The 20,018-nt window shown below is 59.5% G+C and carries 13 protein-coding genes; 6 read left to right on the plus strand and 7 right to left on the minus strand.

Annotation, left to right across the window (positions count from 1 at the left end):
• Positions 1–777 precede the first annotated feature (777 nt).
• From L810_RS24715 to L810_RS24725, 3 genes are all read left to right on the plus strand, one after another.
• Positions 778–2,115 (plus strand): replication initiation protein, encoded by a 1,338-nt coding sequence (locus L810_RS24715; RefSeq protein WP_021161038.1) that lies wholly within the window; start codon positions 778–780, stop codon positions 2,113–2,115.
• Positions 2,116–3,140: 1,025 nt separating this feature from the next.
• A complete protein-coding gene (locus L810_RS24720) occupies positions 3,141–3,806 on the plus strand; it encodes a ParA family protein (RefSeq protein ID WP_042976009.1) in 666 nt (221 codons plus the stop codon).
• Positions 3,807–3,812: 6 nt separating this feature from the next.
• Positions 3,813–4,841, plus strand: a complete 1,029-nt coding sequence (locus L810_RS24725; RefSeq protein ID WP_042976010.1) for a ParB/RepB/Spo0J family partition protein — start codon at positions 3,813–3,815, stop codon at positions 4,839–4,841.
• Positions 4,842–5,121: 280 nt separating this feature from the next.
• On the opposite strand, the gene L810_RS24730 is transcribed toward L810_RS24725, so the two are convergent.
• Together L810_RS24730 and L810_RS24735 are read right to left on the minus strand one after the other, a co-directional pair.
• A complete protein-coding gene (locus tag L810_RS24730; RefSeq protein ID WP_021161041.1) occupies positions 5,122–5,406 on the minus strand; it encodes a hypothetical protein in 285 nt (94 codons plus the stop codon).
• A 510-nt stretch (positions 5,407–5,916) separates the two neighbouring features.
• Positions 5,917–6,441, minus strand: a complete 525-nt coding sequence (locus L810_RS24735) for a hypothetical protein (RefSeq protein ID WP_021161042.1) — start codon at positions 6,439–6,441, stop codon at positions 5,917–5,919.
• 605 nt (positions 6,442–7,046) lie between these two features.
• Between L810_RS24735 and L810_RS24745 the strand changes: the two genes are divergently transcribed.
• The gene (locus L810_RS24745) at positions 7,047–8,657 is read left to right on the plus strand and encodes a replication initiation protein (RefSeq protein WP_021161043.1); all 1,611 of its coding nucleotides are present in this window, start codon (positions 7,047–7,049) and stop codon (positions 8,655–8,657) included.
• 202 nt (positions 8,658–8,859) lie between these two features.
• Here the strand turns inward: L810_RS24745 and L810_RS24750 are convergent, their stop codons facing one another.
• The 3 genes from L810_RS24750 to L810_RS24760 form a co-directional block, all read right to left on the minus strand.
• On the minus strand, positions 8,860–10,110 hold the full coding sequence (locus tag L810_RS24750; RefSeq protein ID WP_021161044.1) for a DUF3443 domain-containing protein: 1,251 nt from the start codon (positions 10,108–10,110) through the stop codon (positions 8,860–8,862).
• Positions 10,111–10,121: 11 nt separating this feature from the next.
• Positions 10,122–10,598 (minus strand): DUF2844 domain-containing protein, encoded by a 477-nt coding sequence (locus L810_RS24755; RefSeq protein ID WP_063625746.1) that lies wholly within the window; start codon positions 10,596–10,598, stop codon positions 10,122–10,124.
• 193 nt (positions 10,599–10,791) lie between these two features.
• Positions 10,792–11,019: a hypothetical protein gene (locus tag L810_RS24760; protein ID WP_021161046.1), complete on the minus strand. Its 228-nt coding sequence runs from the start codon at positions 11,017–11,019 to the stop codon at positions 10,792–10,794.
• 936 nt (positions 11,020–11,955) lie between these two features.
• On the opposite strand from L810_RS24760, the gene L810_RS24765 reads away from it, so the two are divergent.
• The gene (locus tag L810_RS24765; protein WP_042976015.1) at positions 11,956–15,282 is read left to right on the plus strand and encodes a hypothetical protein; all 3,327 of its coding nucleotides are present in this window, start codon (positions 11,956–11,958) and stop codon (positions 15,280–15,282) included.
• Positions 15,283–15,492: 210 nt separating this feature from the next.
• Here the strand turns inward: L810_RS24765 and L810_RS24770 are convergent, their stop codons facing one another.
• A complete protein-coding gene (locus L810_RS24770; protein ID WP_021161048.1) occupies positions 15,493–16,833 on the minus strand; it encodes a tyrosine-type recombinase/integrase in 1,341 nt (446 codons plus the stop codon).
• A gap of 211 nt (positions 16,834–17,044) precedes the next feature.
• On the opposite strand from L810_RS24770, the gene L810_RS24775 reads away from it, so the two are divergent.
• Positions 17,045–18,130, plus strand: a complete 1,086-nt coding sequence (locus tag L810_RS24775; RefSeq protein WP_021161049.1) for a DNA-binding protein — start codon at positions 17,045–17,047, stop codon at positions 18,128–18,130.
• Positions 18,131–18,273: 143 nt separating this feature from the next.
• On the opposite strand, the gene L810_RS24780 is transcribed toward L810_RS24775, so the two are convergent.
• A complete protein-coding gene (locus L810_RS24780) occupies positions 18,274–19,971 on the minus strand; it encodes a phage integrase family protein (RefSeq protein WP_021161050.1) in 1,698 nt (565 codons plus the stop codon).
• Positions 19,972–20,018 lie beyond the last annotated feature (47 nt).

The following is a 20,018-nucleotide window of genomic DNA, read 5'->3' on the forward strand; positions in this document are numbered from 1 at the left end:
TGTTTAGCGTGCGCCGAGCCGTGTGGGACAGGTGATGGCGGGAGGAAAGGTAACCAGTCATACAGGAAAGGGAGCCATTCACACGGCACCTCGTCGGCTCCAGGTTGCCATTTTTGCCAGCACACGGTACCCGAATTTACGGCACGTCATGTAAATGCGGTTACCTGCGGGCAAACGTTGCACAGATCTTGAGCATGCTGATGCGTGGTCGTCAGGTAACCGGATTTACTGCCGGGCTGCACTCTTGGTGCGAGTGTCATGTTCCAAAACCGTCATGCTGTGGAAAATTTGCAACGAAATCATCACGGTCGAAAGAGAACTACTTGAGTTCTCAGCAAGAAGAAGTCAGGCGGCAAAGGTAACTATTTTTACCGCGCTTTCCACCTGTGGATCGAAGCCCTATGAAACCGGGCGACCGCGTCCGTAAAAGCGGTTACCAATCCGTCGGGGCGGGGATGAGCAGGGTGCCTTCAGACCCAACTGGTAACCAACTTTATGGATTCCAGAAAGGCTTTCCGTCGGAAGCTTTTCGTTCCACCGTGCTGGTGGCAAACCGGGCAAATTCGCCTTTTCGTACGAATAGGCCCCCGAATGGACGTTTCTTTCCCTCTTCCCTCCGTGTTGCCGTCCGTATATTTTTGCTTCCAGTCAAGAAGTTACCGTTGCCATTGAGGGGTAACGGTACTCGGAAAACAGCGTCGCATGCGCACCGCATGGACTTCGTTTTGAGAAGGGTTTCCGCGCCTGGGCGCTACTCGGTATTGGGATCTGCAGGAAATGAGCGACATCAGTACAAGTTCAATTAGGCAACTGGCAGTCACAACTAGCAAGGCAAGCGTTCCTGCGGAGAAGCGCAGCACGCCAGTCACGATGCGCAAGGCTAAGGAGGCGATCTTCGTCTTTCCTGAAAAGCCGTTGTCCGTACTGCAGCGTCGCTTGTTCAACGCGTGCGTCTATTTCGCGCAGCGCAATCCAAGCCTTCAGAGTTGGGTCGTTCAGTTGTCCCAGCTTGAGCCGATCATCGGGTACAACGATTCGAGTAATCGTCGGTACATCATGGGCGAACTCATCAGCCTGATGAAGGCCCATGTGATCTGGGACGCGACGGTAAATCCTCAAGATAGAAGACTCTCGGCCTCTACCCTTCTCGCCGATGTGACACACCTGGTCGATCAGCGAGCCTATGAATTCTCTTTCAGCCCGAAGCTTCGAGAGGTCCTCCTAAATCCGGAAATTTGGCAACGCATCGACCTCGCCATCTCCCAGCGATTCCGTTCGATGGGCACCGCGCCGCTCTACGAATGGTGCAAACGTTACGAGCGCACGGGACTTACGAGTCGCTGGGCCTGGGAAGACTTTCGCCACGCCGTCGTCGGCATCGTTGAGGCGGATTCGATCTACCAGCAGTACAAGTTCTTCAAATCGAAAATTCTCAAGCGAGCGATCGCGGAAGTGAACGATCTCTCTGACATCGAAGTGACCTTGAAGGAGTACAAGAACGGACGGGTGGTCGAGCAAATTCAGTTCGAGGTTCGGAAAAAGAACAGTGCCCGGCCAGCTCTCGAGAGCGAACCGGAAGAGTTGAGCAGCGTGCCATCCGTGACGGCCCTTCTCGAGGACGTGCTTCGACTGGGAGTAACACCGAACCGAGCTGCCCAGATCATCAACGAATACACACCGGGAGACATTCGAGCGGCGCTGAACCATACCGTTCTCCGTGACGCCGCCACGAACAAGGAGCCTCTAAAGAATCGTGCATCCTTCTTCATCTGCAGTCTGGAGAAAGGGTATGCAAGGCCGGTCCCTCTCCCTTCGGCCGTCGCCAAGACTGAACCCTCAGCCCCAGTGTTGACCGATGCTTCCCTGCGTGAAAGCTTCATGCGCAGCCGAGATCCTCTGGCCGAGGCGTCCTTTCTTGCTATGGCGCTCGATGAACAATCTGACGTTCTACACGACTACAACTCACGCGCTTCACACGAACAGCTGCGCTACGATCCCGCCAAAAAATCGAAACTCTCAAAAACTGCATTTATTCGCTATCTGAATCTTCGTCTATGGGGCGAGCCCTCAGACGCAGACGTGTATGCCTTCCACTTTCCCAAAGCGGTAGCGTAACCCAACCCTTATAGCCCTTCTCTCCGAAGGAATACCACTCACACCGGGGTCTCTCGCCCGGTTCACCTCTGCCCTCCCCTCCCCAATTTGATCGTAGTCGCGAAAAAGCATTGGCCAGTTATCGGCCAGCTTCGGCCATTTTCCGGCCATCTTGTTTATTTCAACGATGGGTAAAACGAAAATCCGCCTCTCCACGTTATTGATAGGCCATCTATTGGCCAGCAACGGCCAATTAACGGCCTTCCGACGATTCCCGGACAGAAGAGACCGAATACAGCCACACACGCCGCACCGGCATTCGCTTGGTAGCCTCAGAGAGGGCAAGAGAGTCTATTGCCTGCAACCATTCACTTTCGCCTGTCGGGTCGGAGTTTCAGCGCTGAAACCAGTCGCCCGAGCCATCCGAAGTAAGAGAAGCATCCCGGGGCACGCACTTTCAGCGCTGAAAGTGGCGCCTTTGGTCACGCCAACCCTTGAGTCCCTTTAGATGTTTGCTGCGCGACACTCCAAGTGGCAACGCATCCCCATGGATATTGCTCAATGACCACGCCACTTTCAGCGCTGAAACCAGACCGACACACCGAAATGCACAGTGCCTGCAACTCAACCAAGCAGCCGGCGTTGAAAGTGTTTGATGTAGCTGCCTGAGAGTGACTCAGCCGTCCGTTGGCACAACAACAACCCCAACGCTTCATGCGTCGAAGTCAATCTTTGACTGGCGGCTACGGATGTCAAGCGGCACAAGTTTCAGCGCTGAAACCTAGCCTAGTGCTCGTACTTGTTTACGACTCGACCCCTGATCTCCCGCTGCCTTCATGTAGACAGTTGCCGCTAGGCTGCCGGCCTCGCCTCTGCTCCGTTCACCGTGCGCATCGAGTTTCAGCGCTGAAACTCGATGCATGACTGTGTGTAGGAGCGTTCGTCCATCACTTTCAGCGCTGAAAGTGACTGTTGGGCTGCGTTCTGTCTTGATTTTTGTATCGTTGCGATATATTGTTCCGAAGAATCTTTTAAAGGAGGGCTGCATGGGGATGGTATTTGCTGTCGCCAACCAGAAGGGCGGGGTTGGGAAAACGATGATCACGCTCAATTTGGCCGGAGCATACGCACATGATGATCCGAGCGCTCGCGTCCTCGTCGTCGATGCAGATTCCCAAAATACATCGATGCGATCATCTGGAGTCGGCGAGGAGCCATATCCTTTTGTTGTGACGAATATGGCGGCGGCCGGGAAAGGCCTCGGCCGGGAGATAGGTCGAATGGCACAAGACTACGATCTTGTGTTGGTCGACTGCCCCCCAAGCGTCGACAACCCGAATACAGAGAATGTTCTCCAGGTCGCCAATTTCGTTCTGATTCCGATGGATGCTTCCCCGTCCGACGCCTGGAGCACGCAGGGGATGATCCAGTTGGTCCGTCGGGTCATTGGTCCGGATCCCAAGCGATGCGGAATCGTCTTCAACAAGGTCAACACCAAGAGGGCGTCCTATCGGGACGTCAGCGAGGTAATCTCCGAGGGCAGTCCGTACCCGGTACTGAAGAGCGTGATTTCGTTGCGGGAGGTCTACAAGACCGCAATCGGTTTCGGTGCGACAGTATTCAGCGTGAAGGGACAGGCAACCAAGCCGGCCCGCCAAGAAATCACGAATGTCGCGATGGAAATGTTGGGAATTATGGGAATTTCGGAATAATTTCATATGAGCGATCAAAACCAAAGCCCGCCGCAACGCAGAAGTCTCGTGTCATCGCTTCGCAAAGGTATGGACATGGAGCGGGGCGCCGTCGACGCCAGACTCGATGCTCAAGAGGTCGGCGCTGCCCCGGTTGTTGGGGCCGACTCAACTCTTTCGCCGGCAGTTCCGGCGTACGGTGGCCGTGGCAATACCTCGTCCGTAAAGCCTCGCCTCACGTTGCCGCTGGGCGAGCTCGTTTCCAATCCATACAATCCTCGTACGTTCTACCGCCCCGAGAAGGTCGACGAGCTCGCAGTAAAGATGAAACGCGACGGGCAGTTGGAAGCAATCAAGGTTACCGAGAACGCGCGCTTCCCTGGTAAGTACGTGATCATCGACGGCGAGTATCGTTTCAGGGCAAAGAAAAGCGTCGCGGATGGGTTCATTGACGCCGAGGTTTTCCCCACGCTGAGCGATCGCGACCTCTTCCTGATTGCGAACAGCCTCAACAAGGATCGCACGCCTCAGAGTTTGTTCGATGATGCGCTGGCGTACCAGAAGCTGCTCGACGAAGGAGTATTCCCGGGTCAAGATGATCTGGCAGCCAGTCTCGGCATCAGCGAATCGCTCATGTCGAAAATTCTGAAGCTGAAAAAACTGCCAGAAACGCTGTTGCGCCGTATGGCCGAGGCTGACGAGCCGCTGGGAATTACTCATGCGTACAACATCGCGCTGATGTTCGAGCGCAAGGGATTGCACACTGCGGAGGAGGTCCTCGACAAGGTTCTCGCCGGCGAGATGAGTTCGAAGCATCTGCAAGACCTGAACTCCCGCAACGACAATGGCGAGGCGTCCCGGAAAACGCGTGCTCACTATCTCGCTCGCGTCCAATTTGCAGGAGCCGACGGCACCGAATACGGGCAATTGAAACGGTTTCGGGACGGACGCACCGAGCTCAAGCTCACCGGTCTCTCAGAAGAGCAACAGGAAGCACTGGGAGAGCGGCTGGAGGCCGTCGTGAGGGAGTTCATGGCTGGTAGTTCGGACGCGTAAGGCGCCCATAAGCGTTTTCAACCGGATTGCGGCCGATCACAAGCTTGCTAAGGAAACGAGAAGAGGGGAGGACGAATGCTGCGGCTGAAGAGTGCGATTCGATTGACGAGAGAGGAGGGGCAGATATTCGAAACCCTGACTGGGCAGTCAACGCTTCCGACAAGCATTGCCCAATACAACCGAGCTCTGGAGATAACGGCTCGGCATTACCACCTGCTGGCCGCGCAAGAGGACTCCGCAGATGCGGAGCTTCTTGCGCGGATAGCAGAAGGGGAACTGATTATGGCTGAGCCGGCATCAGTACCAGACGAGCGATGACGCTGCTCGCATAACGCCCGATTCCAGGCGCGTCGCAGAGCGTTGTCAGCTCTTTCGCAAAGCCCTTTTCCACCAGAATCTCCACGACCTCTTCGAGGCATGAGAGATCGCCGACGAGCGACGGATACCGGCGGAAGTTCTCGAGCAGCTTCTCCGGATACTTGCCAGCGACCTCGAGGAGGTGACTGTGGGCTTCCGAAATAGCTTGGCGACGCAGGGCACGTTCCGACATAACGACGTTCGACATGACAATCTCCATAGGAGCTTGCGAAGACGTCGTTACCCACGAGGGAATCGAGTCCCCGCATGGGTTGAAAACACGCGTGAGCCGCATCCCGATCAAATCGAGATACAGCCATAGCAGTGGCAGTGCAGATGACAAGCCGCCAGAAACGACGACGTCAGACAGGAAAATCCCGAAGGACTTTCTAGGCTACCGAAGTAGCAAGCCGTCCACCAAGGGACGAGCAAGATCCAATGGATCTCGCGGGAAAACCAGGCACGCATGTGTCCCGAATCCAGCTTGCAACGGAGGAAGCGAGCAAACCCAGGAGGGCTTGGAGAAAACCTTGGGAAAGGCCTTGAAGCTTTTCCCAAGATCTCCCCGAGTGGATCTGCGTTCTAGGAAGGGCTCGAAAGGGTGCGAGTTCCAGCTGCTCGGTACGTCAATGCGCGTATTGTTTTTGAGTGCAGCCAGAAAGTCAAGGGGTTACTTCCTGACAGGAACTATGATGCCTTAGCAGATAAATAATTCTCGTCAGTTTGCGTGGGCCGTAGTCGGAACGGCCTCGAGGAGCATCAACCGTTTGGTCAGTTGTTCCTCGACCCATGATGACTTGCTTTCTGCGGTAGCCGGTACGGAACCAGCCAGTTCGCCCAGCACTTGGCGTGCCTCGGCCGGCGAATTGGCCTTTTGCTTGAATCGCTCGACGAGGTCGGTATCCAGCCACAGGGAGGTTCGCTTGCCATCAGCGAGTCGAACTGGAACAGACTTGCGTCGTTGTCGTTTTTTTCCGCGGCCTTCCTGACTCTCGCCGGTCGCAGAAACCACTTCTTGCAATGCCTCTTTCACCGCATCTTTCACGTCGGCCCGCGTGACCCGATCTGCCATGCCCGCAGTCGACGTAGACGACGCTATCGCCGCAAGCCTCTGGTTCACGATTGGCGTAAAGCCGAGCACGAATTCCGCCAGCGCAACGCCGGTCACGCCCGACTGCGTGAGCAGCCGGACGGCTTCGCCAAGCAGGAAGCGCGCATTCGCGTCGGTGAGGTCAGATGACATAGTCCAGGTTCCAGCTCGGAGTGTATCAGCATAGGACTATGTGGGGCTAGTCGGTCAGCCAGAACAGGCTATGCTTGGCGATCTGGTCCTATTTTGCACAGTGAGCCTATGCAGAAATACCATTTTTCCCTATGAGAACCTGGCATCTGACATAGAAGCATAGCCTATGCGGCTATACCATCTAATCGCCGGAGTGCGCCCAAGAATAGTCGTATGACACGGTCCGATGGTCCCGTCGACACTGACGGCCCGGTGGTTTGGGGATTGTGGGTGTTGTTTCTACAGGACCCACGTTTGTGTTCCGACAAATATCTCAAAACTTCCCAACTTCCGACTCGTCAGAGCCTTACCAGATAAGGCTTTGACGGTGGGATGATGGTATTTTGGCATAGCTGGGATGGTGTTCCTGCCGGGGCATGATGGTAAGTCCGCCGTGGCATCGATGGCACTTTGGCATAGCCGCGATGTTCAGCGGCTCGATCGATGGTATTTTGGCATAGGCGATCGGTGGATAACTCGATCGATGGTTGGCCAACGCTGGTCTTCACCATCATTAGACGCTATGATGTTGACGCATTTCAACATGCGACCACACCACTGCACCGATGCCAAAGAAGCCGCGCCAACAAAACCTTTCACCAGAACAGCAGGGCCCCGGACTTGAACTCAAATGGCTGGAGCAGGAGAACGCCCCGGATAGTGACAGCTATGAGGTGCTCGCGCGTGACGGGGAACCAGGTACGCCCCAGACGCCGCTGTTTTCGGCCGACGAACTGTTTCTGCCAGAGCGCCCCGGCACCTATCGCAAGCCTGTCGCGGCTATTCACGCTATTCCGGTCCAGCGCGACAAAAACCTGAAACTGTCTGCCCGCAAGCTCATGGACGCGCTTGCGCTTGCCGTGCAACTCGATTTGCGCGCACGCGGCCGGGAAGCAGCTCAGACGCTGATCCGAAAGATCCGTGAAGATCGCGCGGCACCCCTCTTCGAAATCCGTACTCATCGGCTGGCCGAACTCGCAGGCCTATCGACCACGAATAAGGATCGGATATACGACACCCTTGCAGAACTGCTCAACTTCCAGTTTATCTGGAATGTGCTCGGCGAGGATGGCAAGGTGCAGTACGAGTCTATCGCAGCATTCATTATCCGTCGCGACAAGGGCGTCGGCAATCAGGCTGGGATTACGCGGTTTGCTTTCGAACCGGAGGTACTTTTGTGGTTCCTCGAACCGACGATGTGGGCGAACCTCAACTGGTCAGTAATGGCCAGTTTCGGGCGTGACGCGGGCTCGGGCGAGGCCGCTTTCGGCCTGTATCAAAATGCGTGGCGCTATATAGGAACCAACGCCAAGGTCACCCCGATACTGGATCTTGCGACGTGGATAGACTTGATTCTCGGCCCCTCGCGATTCGTGATCATCGGCGAGAAAAAAGAAAAGCAGGCCCGCGAATACGGGGAGTTCAAGCGAACCTACCTGAATCCGGCAATCGCGATGCTAAACGCGCATCCAGCGCTGACTCACACGATCGCGGCGGAAGAGTTCAAGTCCGGCCGCAAGGTTACCAAATTGCGTTTCAAGTTCACGGAAAAGCGCCAGCAAGCTTTCGAACTGCCCCTTGGTTGGCCCGATGACACAATCCAAAAGCTGAAGGATCTGGGTTTCGCGGAAAAGGACATGTCGACCTTGGCCCAGCTCTATACCCATCCGCAAGTCAAAGAAGCAATGTCGCGTATGGCGGTCTCCGAGACACGGCTGAAGGCTCGAGGGGAGGTGATCCAGTCCCGCGAAGCGTTCTTCCGCGCCATCCTTCGTAATGTATCGAACGAGCAGACTCAGACGGAGGAGGCAGATCAAAAAGCCCTCGATGAGGCGCGTCGACTTCAACAGCAAACCGAGTTGCAGCGCCGTCAGGAGGCCCTGGACGCCAAGTTCAAGGCACACCAGCGTTCATTGGTTGCAAGAGGTTTGCAGTCACTGCCCGAAGACGAGCGCAACCGCCTCATTCAGGCGCACTTGAAGGCTAATCCAGCCGATCGAGCGCTGTACAAGGAGGGAGAAACTCGCGCCGCTTGGCTCATTCTTTTCCAGCAGTGGCTCATCAATGCGAGGCAGGACCTTTTCCAGCAATGGCTACCCGAACTGCATGACAGGGACTTCCAGACCTGGCTCGTCTGGCAGTTCACCACCAGGACCGACAACGAAGCCGGCGCGTAGGCGGACTCGTTTAGCTCGAAGTGATCCCGAAACTTCTCACCTTAGTGGGTTATATACGCCTTTGCGCACTTCATGCACCCATGCGGCCGAATCTTCGATTCGTCCGAACCCAAGGTCTACAGGAAGAGCCGCCGATTCTGCATCAGCGAGACGTAAAAAAACCGGCCGAAAGGCCGGTTTTCAGGGAAGAGAAGGGCGCTGATCAGAACGCGAAGAATGGCCCCGTTCCACCCGAATTCGTCGTCCCCGCGATCGCCGTATAGATCGACCGACCGTAGAAGAAGGGGAGTCCCCAATCGAACAAGTTCGCTGAGCCGCCTTGAGCCGCGAAATCGTTCATCGCGTACGCACCATTGCCCACCATCGTGCTCGCGTTACCCACGTCGAAATTGAGTGAGACGTTGTTTCCGTTCAGTCCTTGCATCACGGCGGACAGATTCATGGTCGACGCAGGGCAGTAGAAGGTACTCCCGGAACAGGTGGTGATCGAGTCATTGAAGAAGAGACCATTCGATCCGCTGTCAAGGAACGATTCCGGAAATGTGTTGCCGTTGAACGACGTGGTCAGGTCATAGTTGTTGTTCAGCGTATAGACCTTCGCGGATCCCAGCGAATTATTGGCTTGCGTGTCGATGCCGAAGGTGAGGGTCCCCGAAACACTCGATACCCCAGTCGACGGAACGCTCGGCAGCGTCAACACGACCCCGTTATTGTCGTGCGCAAACATGCTCACCGGATTCGTCACCTGGTTTGCCAAAGGAACTGTGGTGCCGGGGCAGGTCGTCGCATTAGCGGGACAGCCAAAATACCATCCCGGCGACGTCGTCGCCACGCAGCTCGCACCGCAATCAGCTGCGTTCAAACCGACTCCGAGAACGCCGTTCGCGCCCAAAGCAGAGGGGCTGTTCAAGTCCGTCACGCCGGCTGGAATACAGTTGTTCGTGGCCGAGCCGCTGACAGCCGGATCCGCGATCAACTGGATCGGGGCCTTTGACGCCACTTCCCCTGCAAGCTTGATGTCCGCTTGCGCGACGGTGCCCCATGCCGTGCCTGAACCGAAGGTCGTGCATTCGGTCAGAGTGCCGCCGACCGTTGCCGAGACCTTCTGGAGCGGAAGCGTGACCTGAGAGTTGAACAGGCGCAGCCCAAAGGAGCCGGTGTCGACAAGAACGTTGTCGATCGTCTGGCAGTTAGATGTGCCCGGCATACAGATCGTGACCGACGTGTAGAGCACGTTTTGCGCGTTCCACGGGTTCGGGCCAACCGTTACGGACATCCGGTTCGCGACGGGAGTCGGCGCCGTACCCGTCGTCGGTGAAGTCGGCGACGTCGAGGTACTTGACGGCGGACTTTGCGTGATCGGGGCAGGGGAGTTCGAATCTCCGCCGCCGCCGCAAGCGGTCATCAAGGCGAAAAGGCACGAGGCAGCCGAGATCATGAGGATTTTGCGCATTGTCGAGTCCTTTATCGAATGTCCGAGCTCGTGACGCCGCTGGGAAATGCACTCGGGATATAGGCACGGCCGGCATAGAAACCCATGTGGCCGCTCGACTGGAACACGAAATCCCCGGACGAGACCGAGACCGGGCCGATGCCGCCGTGCGCCGCGCGAAACGCCTTGACGTCTGCGCTCGCCTGATCCACATACGTGCCAAGCAGTTGCCGGACGTTCGGCGCAGACGGGCCGCTCCAGGTCACTGCGAAGACCTTTCCGCCGGCGACGTATTCCCGCACGACCGTCGTACTTGGCAACACCATCTCGCTGACCGTATAGCCCACGCCGGCCGTCGCTTGGTGATTCACCGCCTGGTGGTTCGCGACCAGACGAACTTGATCATCCGATACGGAGGGTGCACCGCCCCCGAGTGAAGCGTAGGCAAGCGTACTGATCAAGCAACACGCCGTAGTTGTCAGCGCCAGCAATCTCTTTTTCATCGTCATCTACCCCCGACACGTTTATGGAAACAACCAAGGGTCACGGTCATCCGAGTTCCGTAACTTCCTGGTGGGAAGTATAAAAGCTGGCAGGTCCAAAAACGAGGTGTGTCGGATTCCAGTAACAGATCAGGGATGATGGAGGGGGAAGCCGGGTTGAAGTTTCCGTTGGGAAGTGATTTCCACCGGATGATCGACCTTATCGGTTCTTCGCCCGCTGCGCTGGGTTGAAGCGCGCGTACAGGATCGAACCCATCGTTGTATTGATCGCCTCGGACGTACGCAAGCCGGTCTTGGTGAGCAGGTCAACGATGCACAGATCGCGGGCCCGCTTGGCGCGTTCCCGGTCGGTGCGACATTCCCGGCCAGCGACCGCGTCCCGGGCAAGCTCGATGCCATCCTGCACGACGTGGGCCTCGAACCACATACTGGGCGAGCGTCGTTTCTGCCAGTCGGCCGTCGTTGAGGGAAGTGAAGGTGACAGCGCATTGCGGCGGCGAGCCTTATTGTTCGGTGCGACTTCGGGCAGCGGTGCCCACGACTTTCACTTGGAGGGCGACGAGAAGGGAAAGTCAGAGATCTCGCGGGGCCGAAGGAAAATCGTTGAAATCGCGCGCCAGCTGAACCACTCAAGGAGGGAACGTCGTGAAACAACAACGAGGGACACGGTGATGTCCCGAAAACAACGTGCGGCAAGGGGATCACGGAATTTTAGCTGCTGCGTTCCGCCAATGTTTCACGGTGAGACGCGTTTCGCCGACCAAAAATTTGCCTAAATTGGACTACCTGCGATGCGCCACCCCTCCAATCCGGGCGAGCGTATCAAATAATACGTATTCTGTCGTGTTTAGTATCGATTCCCGGTGCGAGGTGGGCGAGTCTAATCGTGTCGCAGTTACCCGAACCGGTTGAGTTACCGGTGGCGCTGCTGAGCGAGCACCCCGCGACATGTCCGTGGCCAGCGGGACATGCGTCTCGAGCTTGATCTAGCGTTGTCATCGTCGGAGCCGCAGACGAAGTAGGTTGCTGGCTGAACGAGCAAACCGACCTTATGATGGCGACGAATAACGAGAATCTAAAACAATCCGCTCACATATACGTTTTCCTTGAAGGAGTGAGGGGAATCCGGCGCGGGCGATACATTGCCGCACCCTCGCATTATGCGGCGGGTGTTTCACGCCAGTTCCAGCCCTCGTCATTCTTTCGTGCGGCCGGACGGCGGAAGGCTCGCCATGCAGCGCGCTCTAAAGGGGCACGCGCTGATTTCGGTACAACGGGACGGATCCGGCGGCGGGCGACGTGTAAATAGGCTAAGCCGGGAAGGTCCCAGGGAGCCTGGTTTTGAATGAGAGGGAAGAGAGCGATGAACAACGAAGCGATAACTCATGCGGAGCCGGAGACGCGGAAGGCGGACGGGCCGAGTCCGAGAGAGTTCATGCGCGCCCGACACCCCGACCTGTTCTCGGATACCGAGATGGATTCAACTCCTGCGCTATCGAAGGCGGTATTTGAGTACCACCTCGAGACGCTGACGAGCAGAAAGGAGGAGTACACGTTCGAGCACTTCTGCCGAAAGCTGGCGGAACATGAGATCTGTCCGAATCTTCGAGTCCAGACAGGTCCAACTGGGGGCGGGGACAGCAAGGTCGACTCCGAGACATATCCAGTTGCGCGCGAGGTCGCAGAGCGTTGGTGGACGGGCGAACCGTCTGGCGGCTCGGAACGGTGGGCATTCGCGTTCAGTGCCATGAAGGCGTGGCAGAAGAAGGTCCGTGCCGACGTTGCGAATATCGTCTCGACGGGACGCGACTATAAGCGCATCTACTTTTTCACAAACCAGTTTGTCAGCGACAGGGCGCGGGCAAAGGTTGAAGACGAGCTGAAAAAGGGCACCGGCATCCCGGTCCATATCGTAGACCGCAATTGGATCGTCGAGAAGGTGTACGACCACGGCCACCTTGGCATGGCGATAACAGCATTAGCCATTAGCGGAGCGGGCGAGGAGACGAAGCGACGACATGGGCCGCGCGACACAGCGCGGCTTACCGAGTTGGAAGAGCTAGACGCGCAGATCAGTGATCCGGCGCGCTATGAAGGGGCGCGCTTCCAGCTTGCAGAGGACAGCCTCAGCGGCGCACTTCTTGCGCGGGCGCTTGAGCGACCTCGACATGAAGTGGAGGGGCGGTTTGCGCAAGCCGAGCGCTTGGCGAAACCGTTGGGGATTAGCCAGCAGCTGATGCGTATTGCGTACAACCGAGCTTGGACGGCTTACTGGTGGTACGAGGACTATGGCCTCTTCAACCAGTTCTATTCAGAGGTTGAAAGCTATCTCGCCGATTCGAGCGAGGCGGACGATGTGGGCCGCTTGTTTAACCTATGGCAGTTGCTGATCACGATCGAGTCGCCCGAAAAACTGACGAAGGAAGCGGCGCAGAGTGAACGCCGGCGAGCGACGCTCAGTACGCTGCTTCAGCACATTGCCGATGATCGTTCTCGCCCGAACAACGCCCTCCAAGCGCGAACAAGCCTCGCACTGTTGCGAGCATCGGACGCAGTAAGGCGTCGATGCATCGCAGAGCTCGACGGTATTTGGACAGAGATTTCCTCCATTGTCGAAGAATCAACAACGATGGGGCAGTACCCCGTCGATTCGCTGGCGGACCTCGTTCGTGAGCTCGGGAACTTCGCTGAAGGAGCCGCATTCGACGAGTTGTACGAGAAGGTTGTGGCCTTGATGCAGCAGCGCAAAAGCGATGGCGACGCGGGCACACGGTATCTCGAACGCGGGGTACAGAAGCTCAGCCATGACAAGCCGTACGAGGCGATTGGCTGGATTGGCCGCGCCGAGGCGTTGCTGGTCAAAGAAGAGTACGAACGCGACCTCATCATGGCGCTCGTCGCCGGCAGCTACGCCTATGAAAGCGCAGGGCTGCTATGGGCCGCGCGGAACAAGATACTCATCGCGGCAGAACGGGGCCTTCGTTTATTCGAACGCACGGGCGAGATGCACGCGGTGACGGTACGGATCCTTCGACGCCTGGGTTGGATCGAGCTTCAACTCGGCCGGATTCCCCATGTGCTTCAAGCGATGACCTGGACAGCCTTTGCTGCCGCGCATGCGAAGCTCAATGAGGAACAGCGCGCCACACACACTGAAGAAGTCGAACTACAGGAGGCCGTTCTTGGCATCCATTGCTTGAACTTGCCGCTCAATCTGCTCCAAGCGACTGAGGCGTTGCCCGATGCCTTGGAACGGCTCGGTCTGGTCAATGCGCGCCTGGCGCTTCTTTTTGCGCTCGGGCACGAGAAGCGGATCTTCGCGGAGGGCTATTTTCCGCCAGAAACGGGTAAAGACGAGCTGCGAAAATTCTTCGAGGCGTGGCAAGACCAGCCGGCATCCGCAGATATTCCACAATGTGCGACGTTGCTCGAGGGGGCGAAGACAACCCTTCGATCGATTATTCTGGGCTCCGAGTTCGTAGTCGTCACGCCAAGCAAGCCGACGTTCCTCGGGGTAGCGGAATCGCTACTGGGTGCTATGGAGGCTTTCCTTGCCACAAGTGATGAGGCTGATCTGTTTCCACATGCCGAGCGGACCACGATTGTCATCCGGGACGGTGCAAACACCGCGGACGGGCCGTCTCTCAGCTTTAAAGCGGGCGCGGACAGCGATGCCGAGATCGTTTGCCCCCGAGATCTCGTATTCTCGAGCGCCGAAGCCCTTCAAGGGTTCGCCACGTGGTTGCGCGAGGCAGTGATTCACATTGCCGGCCACCGGTTCATGATTCGCGACGTGAAGGAGTGGCTGAATCGCGTTGGGGGCGAAGAAGCCGCGTTTGCTCGATCGTTCCTTTTGGGCAACGTCCTGACGGTCGCACGAAATGTCTTCGGCTACGAGCCGCACGTTCGCCTTGCCGACTGGATTGAACCGAATGACAAGATCTATGAGTGTCTGCGGACCGAGCCGTGGCGTGTACAACCGCCGCCAACAAAACTCGCTAGTCCATCGAAGGAGGCGCCGAAGTTCGGTACCGGGGCGCCGCCGACCACGCTGCTCGATGTCTCTGCGCGAAAGCACACAGAGCGTCAAGTCTTGTCGCCGATTGACATCGAGCTTTGGAACAAGGCTGGCTGGTGCGGGACGCTCTTCGGCTCGGGGGAGGGACAACCGCCGATGCTCGGACTACTGTTTCGCGACATCGGCGCGGGGATCGCGATCTTTCGCGCTTGGCGTGCTCGATGGGGGAAGGAAGACTTGCATGATGCGCTGCGCGTAGCGGTTGTAACGGGCCTCTCTGCTCTACACCCGGCCCATTACGCTGTGTCGGTCGGCCCCAATCTGACGCAAAGGCTCAATGCTGAGAAGGACTTCTTTGTCGCCGTGTCAAAGAATAATCGGATGACGCCAGATACGACGGCGAACCTTGATCGATTCCTGGCGGAATACCGACGCTATGGCGCGTACTTTCTCATGCCAGGAAGCATGGCGGCATCACCAAGGTTTGAGACGGACTGTTTCCTCACCAAACGTCACTTGCAGGTTCGGGCTGCTTGGGAGATAGGCGATAACGACCCGGACATGGCGATGCTTGAAGACGACGACGAGCCACTCGTGCCATCGACCGTATCTGATCCGCCGGTTAGACAGGCCTTAGAGCGGATTCGTGCATTTCGTCGGCGGCCAACGTAGACGGGGCGGTATTTTTGAGAATCCATGAGACGCTAAGGCGAGGTTGTCGCGAGAAGCGGGCCGATCGATGATGCGCCGTTCATCCATGCCGCGCGATCGTCAGTGCGGCTGATGCCCGACGTTCCTCGACGGGATTTTCGCGTAGAGTCCCTCACCGTGGTCGAAGCAAGTTCGCGCGGCGTGGCGCCGCGGACCGCTGGTATGCGTCGCTCAACGCCAGTTCATCCGATGGTTCTGGGTCGTCTCGTCGTGACGGTGATCGTCCTCTTCGTGCGCGTATTGGCTGGTGGTATTGATCGAGTCGTGCCCGAGGTTGTCGCGCACCGTGCGCAGATCGATCTGGCTGTCCAGCATGTGCGAGGCGGCCGTATGGCGCAGCCAGTGCGCCGACGCCGCGCGAAGGTGCGCCGCGTGCTCGACGTATTCGCCGCCTACCTCACCACCTTTAGCCTCGGTCCAGTCCGCCGCGCACTCGAATACTGCCTTGATCGCGTTATGCACGGTCTTGCGATTCACACCGTCACCGGCGGTATTGCCCGCCCGCCGGCGGAACGGTAGCAGCAGTGGCGTCGCTTCATTGCGCGCTGGCAGCGGCGCCAGGCCGTGCGCCTGGCGGTAGCGCATCAACTCCGTCAGCAACTCGGTGGAGACCGGAATGCGCCGGTACTTCAGGCCCTTGCCGATCACCTCGAGCCACCAGCGCGGCGTGCCGTCCGCGCCGATCTCGCGCACAAAATTTCCCATGAGGCCCGCGGCGACTTCCGAGATGCGCAGCCCCATCAGGTAGAAGAGGGTGGTGAGCCACCGCGCGCGCGCTTTCTCGCGTTGCTGCGCCGGGCCGTCTTCCGGCATGGCGGCCACGTAATCCTTGACGTGCTGCCACATCACGGCCGGCAGAAAGCGCGTGACGTGCTGCGCCGGCCGGCGCCGGCGCTGCCGCAGCAGCCCGAGCGGATTGCCGCGCAGGTGCCCCGCGTCGACGAGCCAGCCGAACATGCTGTCGAGGATCAGGACGGCCTGCTTCACGCTGACCGGATCGAGCTGGCTGGCGAACGGCCGCCAGCGCGGATCGCTGGTCGCGTAGCGCGCGCCGTTCTCCGTGACCCAGGTCGTGCTCGGCTGGGGATCGGCCAGAAACTGTCGATAGCGCGCCAGGTCCTCGTGCGTGAGCGACGCGATCGGCCATAGCGTCGCGATCACGGTCCAGATCGGGTGGTGCCGGTCGGGCGCGGCCAGGAACGCGCGGAATTCGCGTAGATCGTCTTGCGCGATCGCGCCGGGTCCCTGCAGCGCCTCGGCGAGCGCCCACAGCAGCAGCCGCTCGGCTTCCTTGCGGTAGTTCGCGTGCGTGGTCGGGCGATCGACATAGTTCGCGAGCCAGAGCGTGATCGCGTCCAGGTCGGTCTCGGCGCGGATCTGCCGGCGCTCGGGATCGCCCCGGTTCGCGCCCAGGCCGCCGACCTGATCGGCGCGCCGCGCAATCGCCGCGGCGTACCGGGCGGGCAATACGGTCGGTAGAGCGGCGATTGGCACGCCGGGTTCGGTCGTCATCGTCCTTTCCGTCGGATTTTAAGGCGCTTGTGGTCCAAAGTGCGCCGAATTGAGCGCGGCGCCGGGATGCAGCGATGAGGCGCGATTTGTTGCGCCCTCTCCGTAAGTTAATTCCCCATTATAAGCATAATGTGAATTACCGTGCAATTACCGTAGGGTATTCGCCATATTACGTAGTAATATCAAGAAGCACCCACCTCGGAAAATTGTCATGAACGACGTCCCTTCCTCCGATCCGGCCACCGGCGCGGCTCCCGATGCTGCGTCCAGCGCGGCCGACAACGGCACCCTGGCCGCCGAGATCGCGCGCCTGAAGGCCGCGCAGCCGAAGACGCGCGAGCTCTATCGCGAGGTCTGCGCGCTGCTCTTCTTTCGCTTTGGCATCACGCCGACCGCGAACCGCCTTTACCAGCTCGTGCGGCGCGGCAGCATGGGCACGCCCACCGAGGTGCTCGCCGAGTTCTGGGCGACCCTGCGCGAGAAAAGCCGGGTGCGGATTGAACGCCCCGACCTGCCGCCGGACTTGGGCGAGGCCGCCGGCGAGCTCATCGCGACCTTGTGGGACAAGTCGAACGCGGCGGCCCATGCCGCGCTGGACGTGGTGCGGAGCGAACTTGCCGCCGAGCGCGAGGCCGGCCGTCAGGAGATCGCCCTCGCGCGCGAAGCAACGGCGCAGGCCGAGGCGACGTTGGCTGAGCGGGAAACTGCCCTGCTCGTGGCGCAGGCGCGAATCCAGGAACTGGGCCAGGCGCTCGCGGGCAGCGAGGCGTCGCGCCGTGCGCTCGAGGGCGACGTGGTGCGTCTCCAGGCGGAAATTGGCCAACGCGACGCCGCGTTGGTGCAGGCCCGAGTTGACTTCGCGCACGAGTTGGAGAAGCTTCGGGAGGCGGCGCAGCGCTCCGAAGCGCGTTTGCAGGCGGCAGAGAAGCGCGCCCTCCTGGAGATCGAGCGCGAACGCGCGACGGCCGCTCGATTGCAAAGAGAGCTCGACGCCGCGACCCGCCGGGTCGAACAGCGCGACGAGCAGCATCGGGCTGAGGCTGAGGGATTGCGCACCCAACTCGGCGAAGCGCGTCATCAAGTCGCCGTCTTGCAGGGGCGGCTCGAAGCCGCTGAGGCGGGCCGCGTCGCAGATGCCCGCGAAATCGATGCCCTTCGGCAACAGCTTTCAGCCGCCTCCTCGCAGACGGCTGCGGGTGCGCCGCGCGATCGCCGGCCGACGAGGCCACGAAGCCGAGCGGCGAAGCTCATGGTGCCGCTGCACACGCCTCGTCGCAGCAAGGGACCGGGGGCATGAAGCCGTGCGAGTTTCTGTAGCGCTGCGCAACTTCTGCTCCAGTTGGGGTATCAACAAGGTAAGCGCAATTTCCTATCATAAGCATTGAAGTTATGAAATTGCCGGCACTTATTCCAAAAGCGCCATAAGGGATTGGTTCCCACCTACCGCTTGAGATCCGGCGAACGAAATGCCTGATCGAACTGCCGAGCTCGCTGCACCTCGTCGCTATGCAGATAGGTCGACGTCGTCGAAATCGACGAGTGACGGAGGTTGTCCCGCACCATGATCAGCTCGGCGCCACGCGCGAGCGCGTGCGACGCGTGCGTGTGACGCATCCAATGCGGGCTCGCGCGCCGCAGCTTCTCAGCGGTCGCCGGCCGTTCGTTCTGGATCGTGTCGGCCACCAGCACGAAGAATCGGCGCAGCACGCGCCAGAGCCGCGTGCTTTCAATGTGGGCGCGATCCTCCTCGAGGCTTGCGACGAGCGGCGTCGCCGGGTTCCAACGCGTCGGCGTGACCGGCAGTCCGCGCTGCACGAGAGACTGATCGAGCGCGGTGCGGGCGAGCGGCGGCAACGCCACCTTGCCGAGCTTGCCGCCCTTGCCGAGCACGTGCAGCCAGTGATCGCCGTGCTCGTCGCGGCGGATATCGCCGAGCGTCGCACCGACCAGTTCGCTCGCGCGCAGACCGGTCGCGTACCCGAAGTCCAGCAGAAATCGCAGGCGCTGGGCGGCTGCTTCGCTCCAGCCGTACGACCACTCGAGGCCGTCGGCCAGCGTGCGGATCAACAACCACTCGCCTTCGGAGAAGCCACGGGACACGTCCAGCCCCGCACGCTGGACTTGGCTCTTGATCTTGACGCCGGCAAACGGATTCGCGAGCACGTAGCGCTGCTCGACCAGCCAGCGAAACAGCGCCGACAGGACGTTCAGTGCGTATGCCGCCGAGCGTGCGGACAGCGGACCGGTGAAGGGCCGCCATTCGACGCTTTGCCGCGGCCGCGATGGCCCGACCCAGCGTTCGCGCGGTGTCGGCCGCCGCAGAAAACTCCGGTAGGCGATTGCATCGTCAGTGGTGAGCGACGACAGTGCGCAGCTGCGCTCGACGATCGCCCACAGGATCAGGCGCTCGGCCTCTTTCCGGTAAGCGCGCTGGGTGGCGGCCGATTCGTGCAGCGACAGCCAGGATTTAACCGCCTCATAGTCGTTCGAAGCCTTCAGCAGGCAGGCGCTTTGCGGCGCACGGAACTGGCCGCGCGAACCGTCGACCTCGTGTGGCACGCGCAGCTGTTCCCACGTCACGATGCTGCTCGACGGCGCTGCGACGATCAATGCTCGCGCCCGTTCGGTCAGCGCCGGATGCGCGGCGAAGAACGCCTCGATGCGACGCGCGCCGGCGACGCCGAGTCCGGCGATCGCCGACCACCAGCGACGTCGCCGCGGAATCCGCACGGTCAGGTCGGTCAGCGTCCAGATGCCGTGGGCATGTAGAGCCCCGGCAATGCGTGCGGGCAGCCACAGGTTGACGTGATCGGCGATCATCGGCACGGGCTCCGGCAGATTGCGCAGCATCTCGATTGTGCCGGCTACCCGATCCGCCGATGCTTTCGTTGGGCGATCGACGAAGACGCCTGCCAGATCTCCGCGATGGCGCGCCTGCGCGAACGCGACGAGCCGCCGACGAATCCGGCCGAGCACGCCGCGCGAGGACGTTCCGGCTGCTCTTCGGTCGCCCAGATAGCGGGCGACAGCTGCCCTAGCGTCCAGGCCGGCGTACCAGCTGCGCAATGCCGCGAGTTCGGCTTCGTCGGGAAAGCCACGTTCGGTTTTGTCGATGGGGAGGGTGTCGCACGTTTTCATGACTACCAGTTTAGAACAAATTCGATGACGGACTGATAATGTGCGTT

Source organism: Burkholderia sp. AU4i (genome assembly GCF_000466765.1).
GTDB lineage: Bacteria > Pseudomonadota > Gammaproteobacteria > Burkholderiales > Burkholderiaceae > Burkholderia > Burkholderia cepacia.